Genomic DNA, 17,555 nt, shown 5'->3' on the forward strand with positions numbered 1-17,555 from the left:
CTCAGTTCGCCGCGCCGGCCGCGCGGCGCAGGCGCAAGGCGTTCGTGACCACCGACACCGAGCTCGCGCTCATCGCCAGCGCGGCCACCAGCGGCGAAAGGAGCAGGCCGGTGAAGGGGTAGAGCAGGCCGGCCGCGAGCGGCACGCCGAGCGCGTTGTAGGCGAACGCGAAGGTGAGGTTCTGGTGCATGTTGCGCACCGTGTCGACGGAGATGCGGCGTGCGGCGGCGATGCCGCGCAGGTCGCCCTTGACCAGCGTGAGCTGCGCGCTCGACATCGCGACGTCGGTGCCGGTGCCCATCGCGATGCCGACGTCGGCGCGTGCGAGCGCCGGCGCGTCGTTGATGCCGTCGCCGGCCATCGCGACGACGCGGCCTTCGCGCTGCAGTTTGGCGACCAGATCGTCCTTGTCCTTCGGCTTGACTTCGCCGAGCACCTCCTCGATGCCCAGGCGTTTTCCGACCGCGCGCGCCGTCGTCAGTCCGTCGCCGGTCGCCATGATGATGCGGTCGATGCCGTGCGCGCGCAGCTCCGCGAGCGCCTCGGGCGTCGTGGCCTTTACCGGGTCGGCGACGGCGACCAGCCCCACGGCGACACCGTCGGCGGCGAGCATCATCACGCTTGCGCCTTCTGTGCGCAGGGCTTCGGCCTGCGCCGCAAGGGCGTGCCACGCGATGCCTTCCTCGTCCATCAGCGCGGTGTTGCCGAGCACCAGCCGGCGGTCGTCGACCGTGCCGCGCACGCCGATGCCCGAGGACGATTCGAAGTCGTCGGGTTTCGACAGCGCCAGATTGCGGCGTCGCGCCTCGCCGACGATCGCGTGGGCAAGCGGGTGTTCGCTGCCCTGGTCGAGGCTCGCGGCGAGGCGCAGCACTTCGTCGGCCTCCCGGCCGGGTGCGGCGACCGTCGAGTGGAATGCGGGTTTGCCTTCGGTGAGTGTGCCGGTCTTGTCGACAATCAGGGTGTCGACGCGGCGCAGGTTCTCGATCGCGGCGGCGTCGCGGAACAGCACGCCCTGCGTCGCAGCATTGCCGGTCGCGACCATCACCGACATCGGCGTCGCGAGCCCCAGTGCGCACGGGCAGGCGATGATCAGCACTGCGACCGCGTTGATCAGCCCGTAGGCCCATGAGGGCGAGGGCCCGAAGAGGCCCCAGCCGAGGAAGGTCAGGATCGCGATCGTGACGACCACGATGACGAACCAGCCGGCGACGCGGTCGGCCAGACGCTGCATCGGCGCGCGCGAGCGTTGCGCCTGCGCGACCATCTGCACGATCCGCGCGAGTACGGTCTGCGAGCCGATCTTCTCCGCCTGCATCACGAGTGCGCCGCTGGTGTTGAGCGTCGCGCTGATCACCTTGTCGCCCGCCGCCTTCGACACCGGCATCGGCTCGCCGGTGAGCATCGATTCGTCCACGGCGCTGGCGCCTTCGAGCACCACGCCGTCCACGGGCACCTTCTCGCCCGGGCGCACGCGCAGGCGATCGCCGGGATGGACGTGGGTCAGCGGGATGTCTTCCTCACTGCCGTCCGCGTTGAGGCGCCGTGCCGTCTTCGGCGCGAGGCCGAGCAGGGCCTTGATCGCGGCGCCGGTCTCGGAACGCGCGCGCAGTTCCAGCACCTGCCCCAGCAGGGTCAGCGACACGATCACCGCCGCGGCCTCGAAATACACGGCGACGTGCCCGCCCATGCGGAAGGAGTCGGGGAAGACGCCCGGCGCGAGGGTGGCCACCACGCTGTAGACGTAGGCTGCGCCCACGCCGGTGCCGATCAGCGTCCACATGTTCGGACTGCGGTTGGCGATCGATTGCGCCCAGCGCACGAAGAACGGCCATCCGCCCCACAGCACCACCGGCGTTGCGAGGAGCAGCTCGATCCACGGACGTGCGCTGCCGAGCAGTGGATCCAGGACGCCGCCGGACATCGCGATCACGGTGACGAGCACGGTTGCCGGCAGCGGCCACCAGAAGCGGTGGCGGAAATCGGCCAGTTCCGGGTTTTCGCCTTCCTCGAGCTCGGGAATCACCGGCTCCAACGCCATGCCGCATTTCGGGCAGGTGCCGGGGCCGCTCTGGCGGACCTCCGGGTGCATCGGGCAGGTGTATTCGGTGCCCGGCGCGGCCTCGTCGCCGGTGGTCGCGGGCTGTGAGGGTTGTGGGGGCTGCACATAGCGCACGGGATCGGCGCGGAACTTGTCGAGGCATTTCGCGCTGCAGAAGCGATAGTCACGCCCCTCGAATGAGGCGTGGTGGGGCGAGTCGGGCTTCACGCTCATGCCGCAGACCGGGTCCGTCAGCGCGGCGGAATCCGGCGCCGCAGCGGAAGCGGCGGGGGCATGGTGAGGGTGGTCGGCGTGCCCCACGTGTCCGTGATGTTCTGCGCCGTGATGCTCATGTTCGTGATGGGCGTGTGCGTGCATGGCACGTGGTTCAGTCATGGCTGTGTTCCTTGTTGCGCGGGCGACGGGCTGCGTAGATGGACGACGGCGAACTGCAGCAGCCGTACGGTTTCGCGGCGCGGTGGGCGCGCTCGTTCTCCGCCATCCACGCGCGCAGGCGCTGCAGCTGGGCTTTCACGGATTCGAGCATGGCGCTTTCCTCGTTTCGCACATGGGCGATCGATCACTTTGCGGGTGCCTTGCGTGCGGGGGCCGCGGTCCGCTCCATCATCGACTGCATCATGTCCATGCGTCGTTCCATCTGATGCATGCGCTGCGCCAGGGCGTCGGGCGATGCGTCGGACGCGGTGCCGCCCATCATTCCCATGCCGCCTCCCATCATTCCCTTGCCGCCCATCATCTGACAGCCCATCGACGGACCGTCGCCAGCGGCAATCTGCTGCCCCAGCATCATGTTTTCGCGCATCGTCTGCATGTGGTCCATGAGCAGCTTCTGCCGTTCCTCGGGGGTTTTCGCCGCCGCCAGAGCCTCGAGCTGCGACTGCATGGTGGTAGTGTTGTCGCGCATGCGCTGGATCGTTTTTTCAGGTGCCGGAGCGGGCGTGGCCGCGGCCGGTGCCGTCGCGGCGGGGGCCCGATCGGGGTGGTGGGCGTCGTCGGCCCAGGTCGGCGATACGGCGGCGAGCGACATTGCGAGTGCGGTGATCAGCATCGGTTTCATGAGCGTTCTCCTGATGAGTGTTCGCCGCGGCCGTCGGCGATCGGGTCGGGGTGATGCCTTGTTCGAAGCGGGAAAAAGGCCGGGGTCTGGTGTGCGTACTGCTGCCATTCGGAGCCGAAGGTCGCAGCGGCCGCGCGCTCCTCGTTTCGGGCGAGACGGACGTAGGCGACGACGAGGACGGGGAACATCGCGAGCGTGATGACGGTCGGCCACTGCAGCAGAAAGCCGGCCATGATCACGACGAAAGCCGCGTACTGCGGGTGGCGCAGGTGCGCGTAGGGGCCGGTGGTGGCGAGCGTGCCGGCTGCCTGCGCCGCGTAGAGCACCTTCCATGCCGAGGCGAGCAGCCAGAATCCGCCGGCAATCAGGATGTTGGAAACGATGTGGAACGGCCCGAAGTGCGGATTGGCGCGCCAGCCGAACATCACTTCGAGCAGGTGGCCGGCATCGTGGGCGAGGAAATCGACACCGGGAAAGCGTGTCGCGAGCCAGCCCGACAGGAGGTAGATCGTTAGCGGAAAGCCGTACATTTCGGCGAATAGCGCCACGATGAACGCCGAGAACATGCCGAGCGTGCGCCAGTCGCGCGATGAATGCGGCTTGAAGAAGCTCGCGGCGAACACGATGAACACCGCCGAGTTGATGACGACCAGCGACCAGAGGCCGTAAGCGGGGCTCGAATCGGTCATTGCGCACCTCCGTCCTTCGGGTGGTCGTGGTGAGCGCCGTGACTGCCGTGGCCGTGATGCATGAACAGGTGCATCAGCGGACAGGCCAGCAGGAACAGCCAGGGGAGGATGCCCAGCAGATGGGCGCGGTGTTCCAGGGCGAGCAGGACTGCGGCAATGGCGAGGAAGGCGCCGAACACCCAGCGGATGCGTCTCGTCTGCCTGGCCTCGCGGGAGGCGCTGGACACGGGAAACTGTTTCGGGCTCATGGCTTCAATCCGGAGTTCCGATGAATCCATCATAGCCCCTCGAGGGCGACGTCGCCCTGACGCGAACATTACATTCCTGTCAGCTTTGGGCGTCCGCGGAAGGATGTCCGGAAAATGACATTCCGCTGAACGAAAAGTAATTTCAGAGTCATGCTCCCGTCGAGAGTGGTCTCCTAGCATTCGACCAAGGTTGCCCGCTGCAGGGCGCCTGATCCAGTCACCGCAAGGAGAAACATCATGAAAGCCACATCGATCCGCATCGTTTTCGCATCCATGCTGCTTGCCGGCTCGCTCGCTGCATCGGCGCATACGGATTACTCGGAGGCGGGGTCGTCGCATTGGCTCGACGACGTCCGGGCAACGCCCGCCGCGCCGGTGACTCCCGCGGCACGCGAGGTCCTGCGGGACGGCCACGGCTCGACTGCGCTGGAGAAATCCTACGATCTGAGGGACGGTTCGACGCTGCACGTCTTCAAGGACGGCAAGATGGCCATGGAGGACAAGTACGGCCGCGCCTATTCGATGGAGCAGGGGCACCAGATGGTGACCGCCGATGGCCAGACGATCGCGATGCAGGGCAACGAGGTGTGGCGCCTCGACAGTCTTCTGCCGTCCAATTTCCGCGGGCGTTGATCGGTATTTCTCGTGGGCGGCCGCGTTGGTGACCGCCTGCTCGCGCAGGGAACGGCGACTATGCCGTTTCCACATTGCATTTCACCGTGAACGTGCAGCCGAGGACCTATCGATTGCCGGTTAATCGCTGGTGGAGCGACCCGGCTGGCTGCATCTCCGGTGGTCGTATCCGCGAGTCGAGCTTCTGAAACATTCCCGTGCGTATTTTGCGGTATGCTGCAACGCAGCAAACACGTTCCCGACCGCGGGAAGGGAGTCGAACATGCTTCGGAAACGATGGTGGACGACCAAGAACGGCGAACTGCCTGCAATCAACCTCGCGCTGCAGGGCGGCGGGGCGCATGGCGCCTACACCTGGGGCGTGCTGGACCGCCTGCTCGAGGAAGGCTGGAAGCTCGAAGGCATCAGCGGAACCAGCGCCGGTGCGATGAACGCCGTTGCGCTCGCGCAGGGCTGGACGCGGGGCGGAGGCGAGGGCGCGCGCGAAAGCCTGTCGAATTTCTGGGAGGCCATTGCGGGCAGCTCCCCGCTGGAACTGGACCTGCTGCACAGCCTGAATCCCGCAGGAAACGGCGCCTTGCCCAATCCCCTCAGTGTGATGGTGGGGATGACGCGGCTGCTGTCGCCCTACCAGTTCAACCCGCTGGAGCTGAATCCGCTGCGCGACGTGGTCCGCGCGCAGTTCGATTTCGAGTACCTGCGCAAGGAGTGCCGACTGAAGCTCTTCATTGCTGCGACGCGCGCGCAGTCGGGGAAGGTGCGCCTTTTCCGCACCGCCGAGCTGACCGAGGACATGCTGCTCGCCTCGGCGTGCCTGCCGACGATGCATCATGCGGTCGAGATCGGCGGCGAGGCCTACTGGGACGGCGGCTTCAGCGCGAATCCGGCGGTGTACCCGCTGATGTACGAGTGCGACACGCCGGACATCCTGCTCGTGCTGCTCAATCCGCTGCAGATCTCCACTGCGCCGCGAAGCGCCGCGGAGATTGCCGATCGCACGGTGGAACTGGGCTTCTCCGCGACCTTCCTGCGCGAGATGCGGATGATCGCCCACGCCCGTGCCTACATCGAAGCGGGCAGCAACTGGGTGCCGCAGGGGCGGTTCGAACGCAAGCTGATGGCCTTACGCTTCCACATGATCGAGGCGCAGGAACTGGCCGATACCGGGAACGGAAGCAAACTCAACGCGGCCCGTGCCTTCCTGCATGAACTGCGTGATCTCGGCCGCGCCCGTGCCGCGCGCTGGATCCGCACGAAGCGTCCGCAGGTCGGGAAGCAGGGGACGGTCAACCTCGGCGACGTGTTTGCCTGAAGGCGGGCGGCGGCCTGCGCGACGCCGGCCGGGCAGCCGACGCGATCAATGCAGTGCCTGGAGATGCCGGTTCGGCGCAGGGCTTTCGAGGCGGCGCCTGTCCTCCGGGAAGATGGGGCCTTCGAACAGCGCGAGGGAGAAATTGCCGAAGCGCTTGTTAAGGGTGACCTCTTCGCCGATCCAGGGCGGAAGTATCAGCGACTGCGCTTCATGCGCCAATTCGACTTCGGCGATGACGAGCCCCGCATTGCGGCCGGCGAAGACGTCCACTTCGAAGAGATGGTCGGCGTACGCGACGTTGTAGCGCGTCTTTTCGACGATCCGACCGCCGCAATAGTCGAAAAGGATGCGCCACGCGTCGTCGACCGGGATGGGGTATTCGAACTCATCGCGACCGAGCCCCTGTCGCGGTCCCTTGAGTGCGAGAAAGGCGCGATCGGCGCGGATCCGTACCCGGGTGGTCATCGCCCCGGATTCCTTCGCGACATAGCCCTGCACGATGCGCTCGCCGGTACGGCCATCCAGGAATCGCGAATCACAAACCAAAAACCTGCGCTCGATTTCGCGACCCATGGGCGTGAACTCCGTTTGCAGCAAAATGGGATTTTAGCACAAAAGGTGCGGCTGATTGTTGCGGTGCAACATGAAAAATTGGGCTCTATAGCTACAGCTGATCGAGCGGGGCCGTCACCGACCGGTGTGCTGCCGCAAGGCGGCGAGGTTGGCGCGCCATGCGGCCAGGTCCTCATCTTCCTTGCGTAACAGATGGGCGATCTTTTCCGTTGCCGCCATGTTTCTAAACCGGGAATTCCTGGAGCAGTACACATCGAATCGCTGCAACAGCCGCGAGGATTCCTCGGCCGGCAACGTCTGTGCCTTTTCGATGTAGTTCGGCGATGCATTGTCAGTCGGCATTTGGGACCTCCACGCGCATGAAAAGCCATCCATGACGGCTCCGACGCATAGAGTCTAAGTGTGCCGCGGTGTTGTCAGATGAATCTATGGTTACAGCCATGCTACAAGTGCAGGGTGTTTGATGGCTTGCACACCACTTGAGGGCTACAGGTGGCGCTGATCGCGGCGAGGCGACGGACTCTCCCCGCCGCCTCGGCACCGACGATGCATTGGCGCCTTGATCTTGCGGAAACATAAGGTGAATACGCTTGTCCGGCTTTTCGATCACTTTTCCTTTCGCACCGCCCAGTCAGAACCATGATTGTCAGCCCGATTCCTGATGAGCAGATGCCGACCGAGGCGGAGATACTTGCCGCGCCGGATGAAAATTACATGGATCCAAGGCAGCTTGCGTTCTTTCGAGCACGCCTGCTGCACGAGCGTGAAACCCTGCTGGACGCGGCGAGAGAAACGGCAATCAATCTGCAGCAGCAGGTCGATGCCCCCGCCGATCCGATGGATCGCGCGACGCTGGAGGAAGACCACACGCTTGAGCTGCGGGTGCGTGATCGCGAGCGCAAGCACTTGCACCGGATCAACAAGGCGTTGGCGCGCATCGAGAATGGCCGTTACGGCTGGTGCGAGGAAACGGACGAGCCGATCGGCGTTCGCCGCCTGATCGTGCGCCCGACGGCAACGCTCACCCTGGAAGCGCAGGAGCGGCGCGAATTGCGCCGGCGCTTCGACGACTGAGCCGCCGGGGCAGGGCCGCGGCGAGACGCGCGCGAAGTGTCAGTGCTTCTTGCGCTTGCCCTTGTCTGCGACGGGGAGTCCGTCGAGAACCGCCAGCACGTCGGCAACGCTGCGCTCCCCCAGTACCTTGAGGCCCGCGCGCAGCACTTCCGATTTGCTCGCAAGCCGGCCGGCCTTGCCCAGCGCGATCCGCAGGGACTTGATGCCCGCGTGTTCGCTCGCCGGCATCGAGAAGGAATCCCGCACCACCTTTTCGCTCTTCGGCTTCTTCGCGTGTTCGGTGTTCTCGGGCTCGCGCTTCGCGTGGGCCTTCTTCGCCGGTTCGGCTTTCGCCTCCGCTGCCGCGGTCACGGCCTTGTGTGGCGATTTCCGCGTGGGAGCCGCTTTCGCTTCCACGTTCGCCGGTTCGGCGACCACGGTCTTGGGCGTGGCGGCCTCGGCGGACGTTTTCGCGCCCGCCTTGGCGGCGGTCTTCGTGCTTGCCTTGGCGGCGGGCTTGGCGGGTGCCCTGGCCCTGGCTTTCGCGGGTGCATCGACCTTGGCGACCGTCGCGACGCTGACGTCGGCTGCAGCGGATGCCGGGGGCGTGGCGGAAGCCGGTTTTTCCTCCGCTACGGACGCTGCCGCTGCCGCGGCGGCGTCCGGAATGCGGTCCGCGAGGGCGGCGTCTTCGTGCTTCAGTGCCTCGCGCAAGGCGGACCGGGTCTTGGTGTTCGTGCTCATTCTTACTCTCCTAGTTGTTCGAGAACGACTGAAACGAGTCGGTCGACTTCTTCCTGGGCCGGTGCGGCGGCTCGTCCCAACTCGTACACCGACGCACCCATGACGGCGCTTTGTGCGTAGGCGCTGCGTTGGGAGAGCGCAGCGTCGAGCACCGGCAACGAGAAGTCGCGCATGACCTCGAGGACGTCTGCGGCGAGTGCGGTGCGCATGACGCGATTCGGCAACAGGGCGGCACGCTGAAGCTGGCCCGACCCGATCCGGTTGAGGATCACCTTCTCGATCGCGCGGGTTGACCAGAGGTCGGTCGGGCTCGGGACGACCGGAACGATCGCGAAATCGCACAGTTCGAGCGCACTGACCGTGTGCGGATGTTCGATCGATGGCGGGCAGTCGAACAAGATGAAATCCACCTCGCGCGTTGCGGGCCAGAGGGTCTGCCGGATCTCTTCGGTGTCGCCCAGGGGGCGCAGCATGCGTGCCGGGAAGGGGGCATCGGCCGGGGCCGACTCTGCCCAGCGCGTTGCGCTCTCCTGCGGGTCGAGATCGGCCACGGCGACCCGGTAGCCACGCAGCACCAGGGCAGCGGCCAGTTGCATCGTCACGGTCGTCTTGCCGGAGCCCCCTTTTTGCGAGAGCAGTGCAATGACCTTGCTTCCGTTCATGGTGTATGCATGTTATTACGGTAATACTTTATTATTAGCCTCGCTTCGGCTGCATGCAAGTACCCATTTTGCCCTCGGTGCGGGACTTGCAGCGGCGGTACACTCGACCCCTCGCCACTCGGGTGGAACTGCTTTCCGCGACCCGGATCTCAGGGGGCGGGTGTCGATGCGGTCATGGCGATTGCGTCGTGTCTGCACACCCGATAACCGCAGGAGATGTAATGGACGCCTCCCTCCCGCCGCGGGTACCTGAGGGCCGAAGAGATAACGGAGCCCTCGCGATACCTGACGGCATCAAAGTGCCAAAGTGGTGGTGTTGCAACGACCACAAACGGTACGGAGGGCTCGAGATGAAGATTACGACATATGGCCTGGATTTGGCGAAACGGGTGTTCCAACTGCACTGGGTCGATATGGAAACGGGCGAGATTTGTCGGCGGCAGCTAAAGCGCGCCGAGGTGGCGGAGTTCTTCGCCAACCGGGCGCCGGCGGTCATTGCGATGGAAGCGTGTGGCAGCGCGCACTACTGGGCGAGGCAGTTTGCCGCCCTGGGACACGAGGTCAGGCTCATCGCGGCGCAGTTCGTGCGGCCCTTCGTGAAGAGCAACAAGACCGATGCGGCCGATGCCCACGCGATCTGGGAAGCGGCGCAGCGACCGGGGATGAAGTTCGTGGCGGTCAAGAGCGAAGGTCAGCAGGCAGTGCTGACACTGCACCGCATGCGTGAGCTGCTGGTCAAGATGCGGACGATGCAGATCAACCAATTGCGCGGTCTGCTGTACGAATTCGGCGCGGAGCTGCCGCCCGGACGGCAGAAGGGGTTGGCGCGGATTCCGACGGAACTGGCGAAGCTCGAAGAGGCGTTGCCGGCCATGGTGATTGAGGTCATGCATGGCCAACTCGAGCGGATCGCAGCCTTGGACGAGGACATTGCCGAGATCGAGCGGAAGCTGTCTGCATGGAAGAAGGAGGATGCCGCCAGCAGGAAGCTGATGGACATCCCCGGCGTGGGGCTGCTGACGGCAACGGCGGCGGTGGCCACCATCGGCGACGCCGGAGCGTTCAAGTCCGGTCGCGAATTTGCCGCCTTCCTCGGCCTGGTGCCGCGACAGTGCGGCACCGGCGGGCGCGTGAAGCTGTTGGGCATCAGCAAGCGCGGCGACGTGTATTTGCGCACCCTGCTCATTCACGGGGCACGTTCGGTGATCACGCGTCAGAAAACGCATGAGCCCTGGCTGGACAACCTGCTGGCGCGACGGCCGTTCAATGCCGCCGTGGTGGCACTGGCCAACAAGATGGCACGCACGATCTGGGCGCTGCTCGCCCTCGACCGGACGTATCAGAAAGGTTACGCGGCTACAGCCGCGTAGAAGATCAACGCACCACAAGGAGTGGATCGCTGAAAGGTTGCGCAGGTTGATGTGCGATTGATGGCGTAACAGGTCGGACCGCGGGGAAGCAAACCTGCATGGGCGCAGGCCCTTCGAGGACTCCCAGGAGATGAGGCCTTTCCCGGCGAATTCCATCAGGGCCAGCAGACTTCGGTCTGCACGACAGGCCGGATATAAGTCTGCAGCCGGATCCTAGAAGCCAGCATCAAGCATCACTTGCCAAACCGGGAGGCGTCCATATAAGTGCTCATGGAGAAACCGAAGGCCCAGGATCATAGGGATTACGACACCCGGATGTATGCCGACCTGCTCGACAGTTTCGACGAGGAACTGGAGATGGAGATCGACGATCACCGGATGGACCGGTTGATGGGTGACATGCCGATGCGCCCGGAGCTGGAGAGCCTCACGAAGGAGCGGCGCTTCTATTTCAAGGAGCTGTTCCGGCTGCAGGGCGAGCTCGTCAAGCTGCAGGACTGGGTGGTGCACAATCAGCTGAAGGTCGTCGTGCTGTTCGAGGGGCGCGATGCGGCCGGCAAGGGCGGCGTGATCAAGCGCATCACGCAGCGCCTCAATCCGCGCGTATGCCGCGTTGCCGCACTGCCGGCGCCGAACGACCGGGAGCGTAGCCAATGGTACTTCCAGCGTTACGTCAGCCATCTGCCTGCGGGCGGGGAGATCGTGCTCTTCGACCGCAGCTGGTACAACCGCGCGGGCGTCGAGAAGGTGATGGGCTTCTGTACGGCCGACGAGTACGAGGAGTTCTTCCGTACGGTGCCCGAGTTCGAAAAGATGCTCGTCCGTTCCGGCATCGTGCTCATCAAGTACTGGTTTTCGATCACCGACGAGGAGCAGTACGCGCGCTTCCAGATGCGCATCCACGACCCGCTCAAGCAGTGGAAGCTCTCGCCGATGGACATGGAGTCGCGCCGCCGCTGGGAGGATTACACCAAGGCCAAGGAGGAGATGCTGGAGCGCAGCCACATCCCCGAGGCGCCGTGGTGGATCGTCGAGGCGGTGGACAAGAAGAAGGCGAGGCTCAACTGCATCCACCACCTGTTGAGCCGGATTCCTTACGAGGAAGTGCAGCGCGAGGCGGTTGCCATGCCGCAGCGGGTGCATCACCCGGACTACATCCGGGAGCCGATTCCGGACGCGATGTACGTGCCTTCGGTCTACTGAGCGTTCGACGGGGCTGGGCGCGTGCGGTCCGGTTCGCCGGGACTGATCGTGTTGAGGCGGGCGCCAACGTATAATCGGCGCCCTATGAATCATTCGACCCTCGCCAACCCGTCGCACCGCCGCTCTTCGTTGTTCCTGTTCGCCGTCATCGCCCTGGCGTTCGTGCTGTACCGGGTTGCCGTGATCGCGCGCCTCGGTCTCGATCCTTATGTCGATGAGGCCTATTACTGGGGCTGGGCGCAGGCGCTCGACTGGGGGTATTACTCGAAGCCGCCGGTGATCGCCGCGCTGATTGCCTGGTCCGGTGCGGTGTTCGGCGACAACCTCCTCGCGCTGAAGGCGCCGTCGCTGATTCTTTACACCGGTACCGCTTTCGTGGTGCGCGAAATCGGGCGCGAACTCTTCGATGACCGCGTCGGCTTCTGGTGCGGCCTGGCCTTCCTGACCTTGCCGTTGACCGCGACCCTGTCGCTGTTCGCGAGCACCGATGCGCCGTTGCTGTTCTTCTGGGCTGCCGGGATGCTGCTGATGTGGCGTGCGCTGGATGGCGGCGCGTTGCCGTACTGGGTCGGTATCGGCGTTGTCGCGGGTCTCGGGCTGATGTCCAAATACGTCATGCTCGCGTTCGGCGGATCGGCCTTCCTCGCGCTCTTCGTGCGCCGGGGCGGGCCGAACAGGGTGCTCGGCCCGACGATTGCCGTCATCATCGCGCTGGCGATCTTCGCGCCGAACCTCGTATGGAACTGGGAGCACGGTTTCCCGACCTTCCGGCACACCGCGGAGATCACGCGGATGGGCGCTCACAAGTGGAGTCCCGGCGAGTTCGTGGAATTCGCCGGTGCCCAGTGGCTGCTTCTCGGTCCCTTGCTGGCGGTGTGCCTGGGGTGGGCATTGCTGCGTTGGCGCGATAACTGGGCGGATCCGCGCTTCCGTTTCCTGCTCGTCTTCGCCCTCCCGCTCTGGGCCGTGGTCGGCCTTCAGGCGCTGGCCGGCCGGGCCAACGGCAACTGGGCGGGGCCTGCGCTGGTGGCTGCAACCGTCCTGACGATTGCATTCCTCGCCCGGCGAGGACGCTGGCGGCTGGCTGTCGTTGCCATTGCACTGAACATCGTCGCCGGTTCGGTGTTGTACCACTGGCCGGATGTGGTCCGCCTTGCCGGCAAGGAGCTCAACGGCCGGATCGATCCCTACAAGCGGGCGCGCGGCTGGCACGAGCTCGCCGAGGCGGTGCGCCCGCGGCTCGAAGCCCACCCCGATGCCGTGCTCGTCGCGGACGAGCGCGAGTTGCTCGCGCAACTCGTGTACAGCCTGCGGCCGAGCCGCTACGCGCGCTGGCAGCCGGACCCGCACGTGATGGACCACTATGGTCTGACCGTGCCACTGACGGCGGCGTCGGGTGACCCGGTGTTGTTCGTCTCCGAGCGTGCGGAGCCCGCGGAAGTGATCGAGCGCTTTGCGGACGCGAGGAGGCTCGGCGACGTCGACATCGCCGTGTACCCGAATTTTCACCGCCGGGCTTCGGTCTGGCTGCTGCGCGGATTCAAGGGCTACTGAGCGTCGCGTGGTGGCGGCAGATCGAGGGCAGCGGCAGCCGGATGTGAAGCATTCGTTTGCACCGGAAACGTCTTTCGGACGCTGCCGCTCTTCGGCGCCGTAGCGCTGTCATTGCCCGGTCGAGGAGGGGAGGGCGCAATCGGTCGCGGCCGGCAGGCTCTTGCCCTGCGACGCTCCCACAGGATGGGGGCCCGGGCGGCCGCCGCGCGGCGCAAAGCTCAGCCAGAGCGCGGCGCAATGGGGTAAGGCCATCACGACCAGGGCGACGGCCCAGCACAGCGGCTCGGGTGCGTCGACGCCGTTCTGGATCAGGGTGGCGATGGCCGCAACGAGCAGGGCAAGGGCCCACTTCGCTTCCGGCGGCAGGCGCCGCCTGCCGCGCCGTGCGCTCGCGCCCGCTTTCGCGGTGACGATGAAGCGCGCGTGCCGGCCCAGCAGCCCGGCCCACACGCCGCACGCCACCGCATAGTTGAGGGCCATCGACGCGATGGCGGCTTCGAGCGATTCGCGCCACGTGCAGCGTACCTTGGTCGCATAGACAGCCGCGCCGATGGCAGTGCGGCCCAGCACCACGGCGAGCATCAGGGCGAGGGTTCCGGGAATGGGCGGCTCGATGTACCGCGGCCACAGCAGCATGCCGAGCGTCCAGCACACGCTCGTCAGCATCACTGCGACCTGCAGGGCCTCCTGCAGCCACGGCAGCCAGCCCGCGACGAAGTGATAGCGCTGCGCCAGCGTGAGCTGGCTGCGTCCGCACAGTGCTCCGGCGTGGCCCTTCAGGATCTGCATCGCGCCGAGCGCCCAGCGGCGGCGCTGGCTGCGCAGCGCGGCGAAGTTCTCCGGGGTCAGGCCGCGCCCGTAGACGCGGTCGACGTAGCGCAGCTCCCACCCGCGCGTGAGGAGGCGCAAGCCGAGCTCGGTGTCCTCGCACAGCGTCCATTGGCCCCAGCCGCCTGCGTCGCGCAGCGCCGACGTGCGCACCAGGCACATGGTCCCGTGCTGGATGATCGCGTTGCGTTCGTTGCGGTGATGCATCCCGGCACGGAAGAATCCCTCGAACTCCCAGTTCGCGCTGCGTGCGAGCAGGTCGGATTCGTAGTCCCGGTGCGCCTGCGGCGCCTGGACGACGGCCACTTCGGGCGAGGCGAAATGGCCCATGACTTCGCGCAGCCAGAACGGCTCGACCTGGTAGTCGGCATCGACGATGCCGATGACTTCGGCGTGCGGATCGGTCTGCGCAAGGGCGAAGTTGAGGGCGCCGGCCTTGAATCCTTCGCAGGCGGGGAGGGTCCAGAAGCGGAAGCGTTCGGGGTGTTGTGCGATCCACGCCTGGACCGGCCGCCACAGCGCTTCGTTTGCGGTGTTGTTGTCGATGACCAGCACTTCCAGCGCCGGCCAGTCCAGGCGCCGGAGACTTTCCAGCGTCGCGATCACCATGTCCGGCGGTTCGTTCGAGATGGCGACATGCAGGCTGACCATGGGCACGGGGCGTTCGTCCGGCCACGGGGTCGCGGCGAAGGCGCGGCGCCAGCGGCGCGTGCCCAGCACGTCGAGCGCTTCGATCAGCTGCACGGCAAAGACCAGCAGGGACACGAGCAGCAGACCGGCGAGCGCGGCATCGATCAGGGTCGATTGCACGGGGGCGTAACTGCCGACGCCCGCCATGCCGCGCCACAGGACGAAGCTGGTCCCCGCCGCCACGGCGAGCACCGCGCTCAGGCGCGCCCACCAGTGCCAGCGCCGGAAGCGCCAGGACAGCAGCACGCCCAGCGCCAGCACGCAGCCGAGGGCCGGCACGACGCGATCCTGCCAGCCCTGATGAACCCATAGCGGGCCCTCGGTCGGGATCTTCCACTGCCGGAAGGCATCGAACAGTCCCCAATAGGGGCCCGGGCGTCCTTCCTCGTCGCGCTTCCACTGGCCGTCGAAGGCTTCGATCACGTAATAGTCGATGCCGAGACTGCGCGCCCGGGCGATGAATTCGCGCAGGTAGCGCGCCTGGGCCTGCGGGGTCGGGATCGCGTCCCACTGCACGTCGCCGTGGCTCGGCCAGCCCGTTTCGGTGATCACGACGGGCTTGTTCGGGTAGGCGGCCTTGACGCGCTTGAGCCGTTCGAGGGTGTAGGCGGCCGCCTCTTCGATCTTGACCCCTTCCCAGTAGGGGAGGATGTGGATGGCGATGAAGTCGACGTGCGCGGCGAGCTTGGGGTGCTGCAACCACATGTGCCAGGTGTCCGCGGTGGACACCGGCTTGCGCGTGCTGCGGCGCACGCGGTCGAGCGCCGCGATGAGCTCCGCTTCCGCGAGGTCCTCGCGCAGCATGACCTCGTTGCCGACGATCAGGCGCGACACGTTGCGGTGTTCGCTCGCCTGTCGCATCAGCCCCTGCAACTCCCTTTCGTTCTTCGCGCGATCCTTGCCGAGCCACGCGCCCGCCATGACGTCGAGGCCGTGCCGCGCGGCAATCTCCGGGACGTCGGGGCCTTCCGTCGAACTGTAGGTGCGGACGCGTCGGGTGTGCGGGGCAAGAAGCGCCATGTCCTGCGCGACTTCCTCCGCGCCCGGGTAGCGTTGCTGCGCCGGACCTTGGCCGGGCCGATAGCCGCTGTACGTGACGCCGGGGACGCGGCCATCCCAATCCGGCGGCGTGATCGGGCGTTCCAGCGCAGACCAGGCGACAAGCACGATCGCGCAGGCGGAGAGGGCCAGGCCGAGATCCACGAACAGTCGGCCCAGGGCGGCAAGGAAAGCGAGGGGTGAGCGCAAGTGCGGGCCTGCGGCGAAAGGGGAGGATCCGTCACTATGTGACGGATACATGACGGCGTTATTAACCCGGCAACCCGATACCGTTCGGGCTGAGCCTGTCTGAACCGGGCCCTTCGACAAGCTCAGGGCGAACGGGGTGATCCATTCACTTGCCGGGTTGATGACACGCATGCATGACAGCACGGCGCCCGCGGCCATGCCGGGAAGCGGCGAGCCGCCGCGCTAGCGGGGCGGCCTCGTCGCGCGTCGCGCGCGCTGCAGCGCGACCAGCTCCGACATGCCCCACACGAGCGTGCCGCACAGGGAGAGCAGCGGCATCCCGACGACCCGGCGCATCATGCGTTTCATTGTGAGACCTCGCCTTTCGTCGTCGCGGACCGCCACGGATAGAGCCAGTCGTCAACGAACAGTTCGTCGATAATTCGCTGCAAATTGAACAGTTTCCATTTCATTTGCGTGACGGTGCCTGCATTGTCGAACGTGTCCACCGTAGCAGCGAAACATGGCAATCTTGTTTAACTTGCGTGAAGTGGTCGAGCGCACCGTGCGGCGCCTGCACAGGGCGCTGGATTTCGGGAGGGGAGATGCTGACGTGACCGACTTGCGACAGCCTGCGGGGCTGCATTCCCCGCTTCCCGAACTCAGCGAACTCGAGGACGTGATCGCGCTCGGCGGTGATCGCCTGGAAGTGCGCATCGTCTGCGAAATCGCCGGCGAATCCCGGTTTCCGGTCTATGCGATCGCCTTGGGCAACCCGGACCCCGCGGTGCCTGCCATCGGATTCTTCGGCGGAGTGCACGGCCTCGAACGGATCGGCGCCGACGTCGTCATTGCCTACCTGCGGCACCTGGTGATGCGGCTGCGCTGGGATTCGACCCTGAACCGGCAGCTCGAATCGGTGCGCCTGGTCTTCATGCCGCTGGTGAACCCCGGCGGCATGTGGCTCGGAACGCGTGCAAACCCGAACGGCGTGGACCTGATGCGGAACGCGCCGCTCGACGCCGAGGAGCATGTGCCGCTGCTCGCCGGCGGACAGCGGATCAGCTCGCGCCTGCCGTGGTATCGCGGCCATCGCGACGACCCGATGGAGCTCGAAAGCCAGGCCCTCTGCCGGACCGTCGGCGCGGAGCTTCTCACGCGGGACTTCAGCATCGCGCTCGACTGCCACTCGGGCTTCGGCCTGAGGGACCGCATCTGGTTTCCCTACGCCTACACGCGCAAACCTCTCAAGCACCTCGCCGAGATGCACGCGCTGAAGGAGATCTTCCGTCAGGCGCACACCTACCATCCTTACATTTTCGAGCCGCAGAGCCATCAGTACCTCGCCCACGGAGACTTGTGGGACTACCTGCACCTGCGTGCCTGCGATGCCCCGGAACGGATCTTCCTGCCGCTGACGCTGGAAATGGGGGCGTGGCTGTGGATCAAGAAGAATCCGCGCCAGATCTTCTCGCGCCAGGGGATCTTCAACCCCCAGATCGCGCACCGGCAGCAGCGCGTGCTGCGTCGCCACCTGTCCTTCCTCGATTTTCTCGCGCGCGCCGCGTGCAGCTACAACCTCTGGACGCCGAAGGGCGAGGAACGGGACAGGCATCACGCGCTTGCAATGGCCCGGTGGTATCAGTGAGC

The 17,555-nt window shown here is 66.0% G+C and carries 18 protein-coding genes; 7 read left to right on the forward strand and 11 right to left on the reverse strand.

Going from position 1 to position 17,555, the window contains the following annotated elements:
* Nucleotide 1: 1 nt before the first annotated feature.
* From CDA09_RS08180 to CDA09_RS08195, 5 genes are read right to left on the reverse strand one after another with little or no spacing between them, the layout of a single operon-like run.
* The gene (locus CDA09_RS08180) at nt 2–2,419 is read right to left on the reverse strand and encodes a heavy metal translocating P-type ATPase (protein WP_121428166.1); all 2,418 of its coding nucleotides are present in this window, start codon (nt 2,417–2,419) and stop codon (nt 2–4) included.
* A 10-nt stretch (nt 2,420–2,429) separates the two neighbouring features.
* Nucleotides 2,430–2,588: a hypothetical protein gene (locus CDA09_RS23320; protein ID WP_164844385.1), complete on the reverse strand. Its 159-nt coding sequence runs from the start codon at nt 2,586–2,588 to the stop codon at nt 2,430–2,432.
* 33 nt (nt 2,589–2,621) lie between these two features.
* On the reverse strand, nt 2,622–3,119 hold the full coding sequence (locus CDA09_RS08185) for a hypothetical protein (RefSeq protein ID WP_121428167.1): 498 nt from the start codon (nt 3,117–3,119) through the stop codon (nt 2,622–2,624).
* Nucleotides 3,116–3,808, reverse strand: a complete 693-nt coding sequence (locus CDA09_RS08190; protein ID WP_121428168.1) for a methyltransferase family protein — start codon at nt 3,806–3,808, stop codon at nt 3,116–3,118. The genes CDA09_RS08185 and CDA09_RS08190 overlap by 4 nt, the downstream gene beginning before the upstream one ends.
* Nucleotides 3,805–4,056 (reverse strand): DUF2933 domain-containing protein, encoded by a 252-nt coding sequence (locus CDA09_RS08195; RefSeq protein WP_121428169.1) that lies wholly within the window; start codon nt 4,054–4,056, stop codon nt 3,805–3,807. The genes CDA09_RS08190 and CDA09_RS08195 overlap by 4 nt, the downstream gene beginning before the upstream one ends.
* Nucleotides 4,057–4,293: 237 nt before the next feature.
* Between CDA09_RS08195 and CDA09_RS08200 the strand changes: the two genes are divergently transcribed.
* Both CDA09_RS08200 and CDA09_RS08205 read left to right on the forward strand, forming a co-directional pair.
* Nucleotides 4,294–4,689 carry a CopK family periplasmic copper-binding protein gene (locus tag CDA09_RS08200; protein ID WP_286164421.1) on the forward strand — a complete coding sequence of 132 codons (396 nt, stop codon included), beginning with the start codon at nt 4,294–4,296 and terminating at the stop codon, nt 4,687–4,689.
* Nucleotides 4,690–4,951: 262 nt separating this feature from the next.
* Nucleotides 4,952–6,001, forward strand: coding sequence for a patatin-like phospholipase family protein (locus CDA09_RS08205; protein ID WP_121428170.1), 1,050 nt, complete (start codon nt 4,952–4,954; stop codon nt 5,999–6,001).
* Nucleotides 6,002–6,046: 45 nt separating this feature from the next.
* Here CDA09_RS08205 and CDA09_RS08210 read toward each other — a convergent pair whose 3' ends face one another.
* The gene (locus CDA09_RS08210; RefSeq protein WP_121428171.1) at nt 6,047–6,574 is read right to left on the reverse strand and encodes a CYTH domain-containing protein; all 528 of its coding nucleotides are present in this window, start codon (nt 6,572–6,574) and stop codon (nt 6,047–6,049) included.
* Between the two features lie 114 nt (nt 6,575–6,688).
* On the reverse strand, nt 6,689–6,916 hold the full coding sequence (locus CDA09_RS08215) for a hypothetical protein (protein WP_121428172.1): 228 nt from the start codon (nt 6,914–6,916) through the stop codon (nt 6,689–6,691).
* Nucleotides 6,917–7,213: 297 nt separating this feature from the next.
* Here CDA09_RS08215 and dksA point away from each other — a divergent pair, with 297 nt between their 5' ends.
* Nucleotides 7,214–7,648, forward strand: a complete 435-nt coding sequence (dksA, locus tag CDA09_RS08220) for an RNA polymerase-binding protein DksA (RefSeq protein ID WP_121428173.1) — start codon at nt 7,214–7,216, stop codon at nt 7,646–7,648.
* 39 nt (nt 7,649–7,687) lie between these two features.
* Here the strand turns inward: dksA and CDA09_RS08225 are convergent, their stop codons facing one another.
* Together CDA09_RS08225 and parA are read right to left on the reverse strand one after the other, a co-directional pair.
* A complete protein-coding gene (locus tag CDA09_RS08225; RefSeq protein WP_121428174.1) occupies nt 7,688–8,371 on the reverse strand; it encodes a hypothetical protein in 684 nt (227 codons plus the stop codon).
* A gap of 2 nt (nt 8,372–8,373) precedes the next feature.
* Entirely contained in the window at nt 8,374–9,033 is a 660-nt protein-coding gene (gene parA, locus CDA09_RS08230; RefSeq protein ID WP_121428175.1) for a ParA family partition ATPase, read from the reverse strand.
* Nucleotides 9,034–9,383: 350 nt separating this feature from the next.
* On the opposite strand from parA, the gene CDA09_RS08235 reads away from it, so the two are divergent.
* From CDA09_RS08235 to CDA09_RS08245, 3 genes are all read left to right on the forward strand, one after another.
* On the forward strand, nt 9,384–10,403 hold the full coding sequence (locus CDA09_RS08235; RefSeq protein WP_121428176.1) for an IS110 family RNA-guided transposase: 1,020 nt from the start codon (nt 9,384–9,386) through the stop codon (nt 10,401–10,403).
* Between the two features lie 270 nt (nt 10,404–10,673).
* Nucleotides 10,674–11,606, forward strand: a complete 933-nt coding sequence (ppk2, locus tag CDA09_RS08240; RefSeq protein WP_121428177.1) for a polyphosphate kinase 2 — start codon at nt 10,674–10,676, stop codon at nt 11,604–11,606.
* A gap of 84 nt (nt 11,607–11,690) precedes the next feature.
* Nucleotides 11,691–13,160, forward strand: a complete 1,470-nt coding sequence (locus tag CDA09_RS08245; RefSeq protein WP_121428178.1) for an ArnT family glycosyltransferase — start codon at nt 11,691–11,693, stop codon at nt 13,158–13,160.
* A gap of 108 nt (nt 13,161–13,268) precedes the next feature.
* Here CDA09_RS08245 and CDA09_RS08250 read toward each other — a convergent pair whose 3' ends face one another.
* Together CDA09_RS08250 and CDA09_RS23605 are read right to left on the reverse strand one after the other, a co-directional pair.
* Nucleotides 13,269–15,926 carry a glycosyltransferase family 2 protein gene (locus tag CDA09_RS08250; RefSeq protein WP_164844386.1) on the reverse strand — a complete coding sequence of 886 codons (2,658 nt, stop codon included), beginning with the start codon at nt 15,924–15,926 and terminating at the stop codon, nt 13,269–13,271.
* A 222-nt stretch (nt 15,927–16,148) separates the two neighbouring features.
* A complete protein-coding gene (locus CDA09_RS23605) occupies nt 16,149–16,274 on the reverse strand; it encodes a hypothetical protein (protein ID WP_286164423.1) in 126 nt (41 codons plus the stop codon).
* Nucleotides 16,275–16,428: 154 nt separating this feature from the next.
* Here CDA09_RS23605 and CDA09_RS08255 point away from each other — a divergent pair, with 154 nt between their 5' ends.
* Nucleotides 16,429–17,553 (forward strand): M14 family zinc carboxypeptidase, encoded by a 1,125-nt coding sequence (locus tag CDA09_RS08255; RefSeq protein WP_121428180.1) that lies wholly within the window; start codon nt 16,429–16,431, stop codon nt 17,551–17,553.
* The last annotated feature ends 2 nt before the right edge of the window (nt 17,554–17,555 follow it).

The sequence above is a fragment of the Azoarcus sp. DN11 genome, assembly GCF_003628555.1.
Lineage (GTDB): Bacteria > Pseudomonadota > Gammaproteobacteria > Burkholderiales > Rhodocyclaceae > Aromatoleum.

Coding starts and splice junctions, on each gene's coding strand:
- CDA09_RS08180 (WP_121428166.1), bottom strand. CDS start 2,419: ATGCACGCACACGCCCATCACGAACATGAGCATCACGGCGCAGAACAT.
- CDA09_RS23320 (WP_164844385.1), bottom strand. CDS start 2,588: ATGCTCGAATCCGTGAAAGCCCAGCTGCAGCGCCTGCGCGCGTGGATG.
- CDA09_RS08185 (WP_121428167.1), bottom strand. CDS start 3,119: ATGAAACCGATGCTGATCACCGCACTCGCAATGTCGCTCGCCGCCGTA.
- CDA09_RS08190 (WP_121428168.1), bottom strand. CDS start 3,808: ATGACCGATTCGAGCCCCGCTTACGGCCTCTGGTCGCTGGTCGTCATC.
- CDA09_RS08195 (WP_121428169.1), bottom strand. CDS start 4,056: ATGAGCCCGAAACAGTTTCCCGTGTCCAGCGCCTCCCGCGAGGCCAGG.
- CDA09_RS08200 (WP_286164421.1), top strand. CDS start 4,294: ATGAAAGCCACATCGATCCGCATCGTTTTCGCATCCATGCTGCTTGCC.
- CDA09_RS08205 (WP_121428170.1), top strand. CDS start 4,952: ATGCTTCGGAAACGATGGTGGACGACCAAGAACGGCGAACTGCCTGCA.
- CDA09_RS08210 (WP_121428171.1), bottom strand. CDS start 6,574: ATGGGTCGCGAAATCGAGCGCAGGTTTTTGGTTTGTGATTCGCGATTC.
- CDA09_RS08215 (WP_121428172.1), bottom strand. CDS start 6,916: ATGCCGACTGACAATGCATCGCCGAACTACATCGAAAAGGCACAGACG.
- dksA (WP_121428173.1), top strand. CDS start 7,214: ATGATTGTCAGCCCGATTCCTGATGAGCAGATGCCGACCGAGGCGGAG.
- CDA09_RS08225 (WP_121428174.1), bottom strand. CDS start 8,371: ATGAGCACGAACACCAAGACCCGGTCCGCCTTGCGCGAGGCACTGAAG.
- parA (WP_121428175.1), bottom strand. CDS start 9,033: ATGAACGGAAGCAAGGTCATTGCACTGCTCTCGCAAAAAGGGGGCTCC.
- CDA09_RS08235 (WP_121428176.1), top strand. CDS start 9,384: ATGAAGATTACGACATATGGCCTGGATTTGGCGAAACGGGTGTTCCAA.
- ppk2 (WP_121428177.1), top strand. CDS start 10,674: ATGGAGAAACCGAAGGCCCAGGATCATAGGGATTACGACACCCGGATG.
- CDA09_RS08245 (WP_121428178.1), top strand. CDS start 11,691: ATGAATCATTCGACCCTCGCCAACCCGTCGCACCGCCGCTCTTCGTTG.
- CDA09_RS23605 (WP_286164423.1), bottom strand. CDS start 16,274: ATGAAACGCATGATGCGCCGGGTCGTCGGGATGCCGCTGCTCTCCCTG.
- CDA09_RS08255 (WP_121428180.1), top strand. CDS start 16,429: ATGGCAATCTTGTTTAACTTGCGTGAAGTGGTCGAGCGCACCGTGCGG.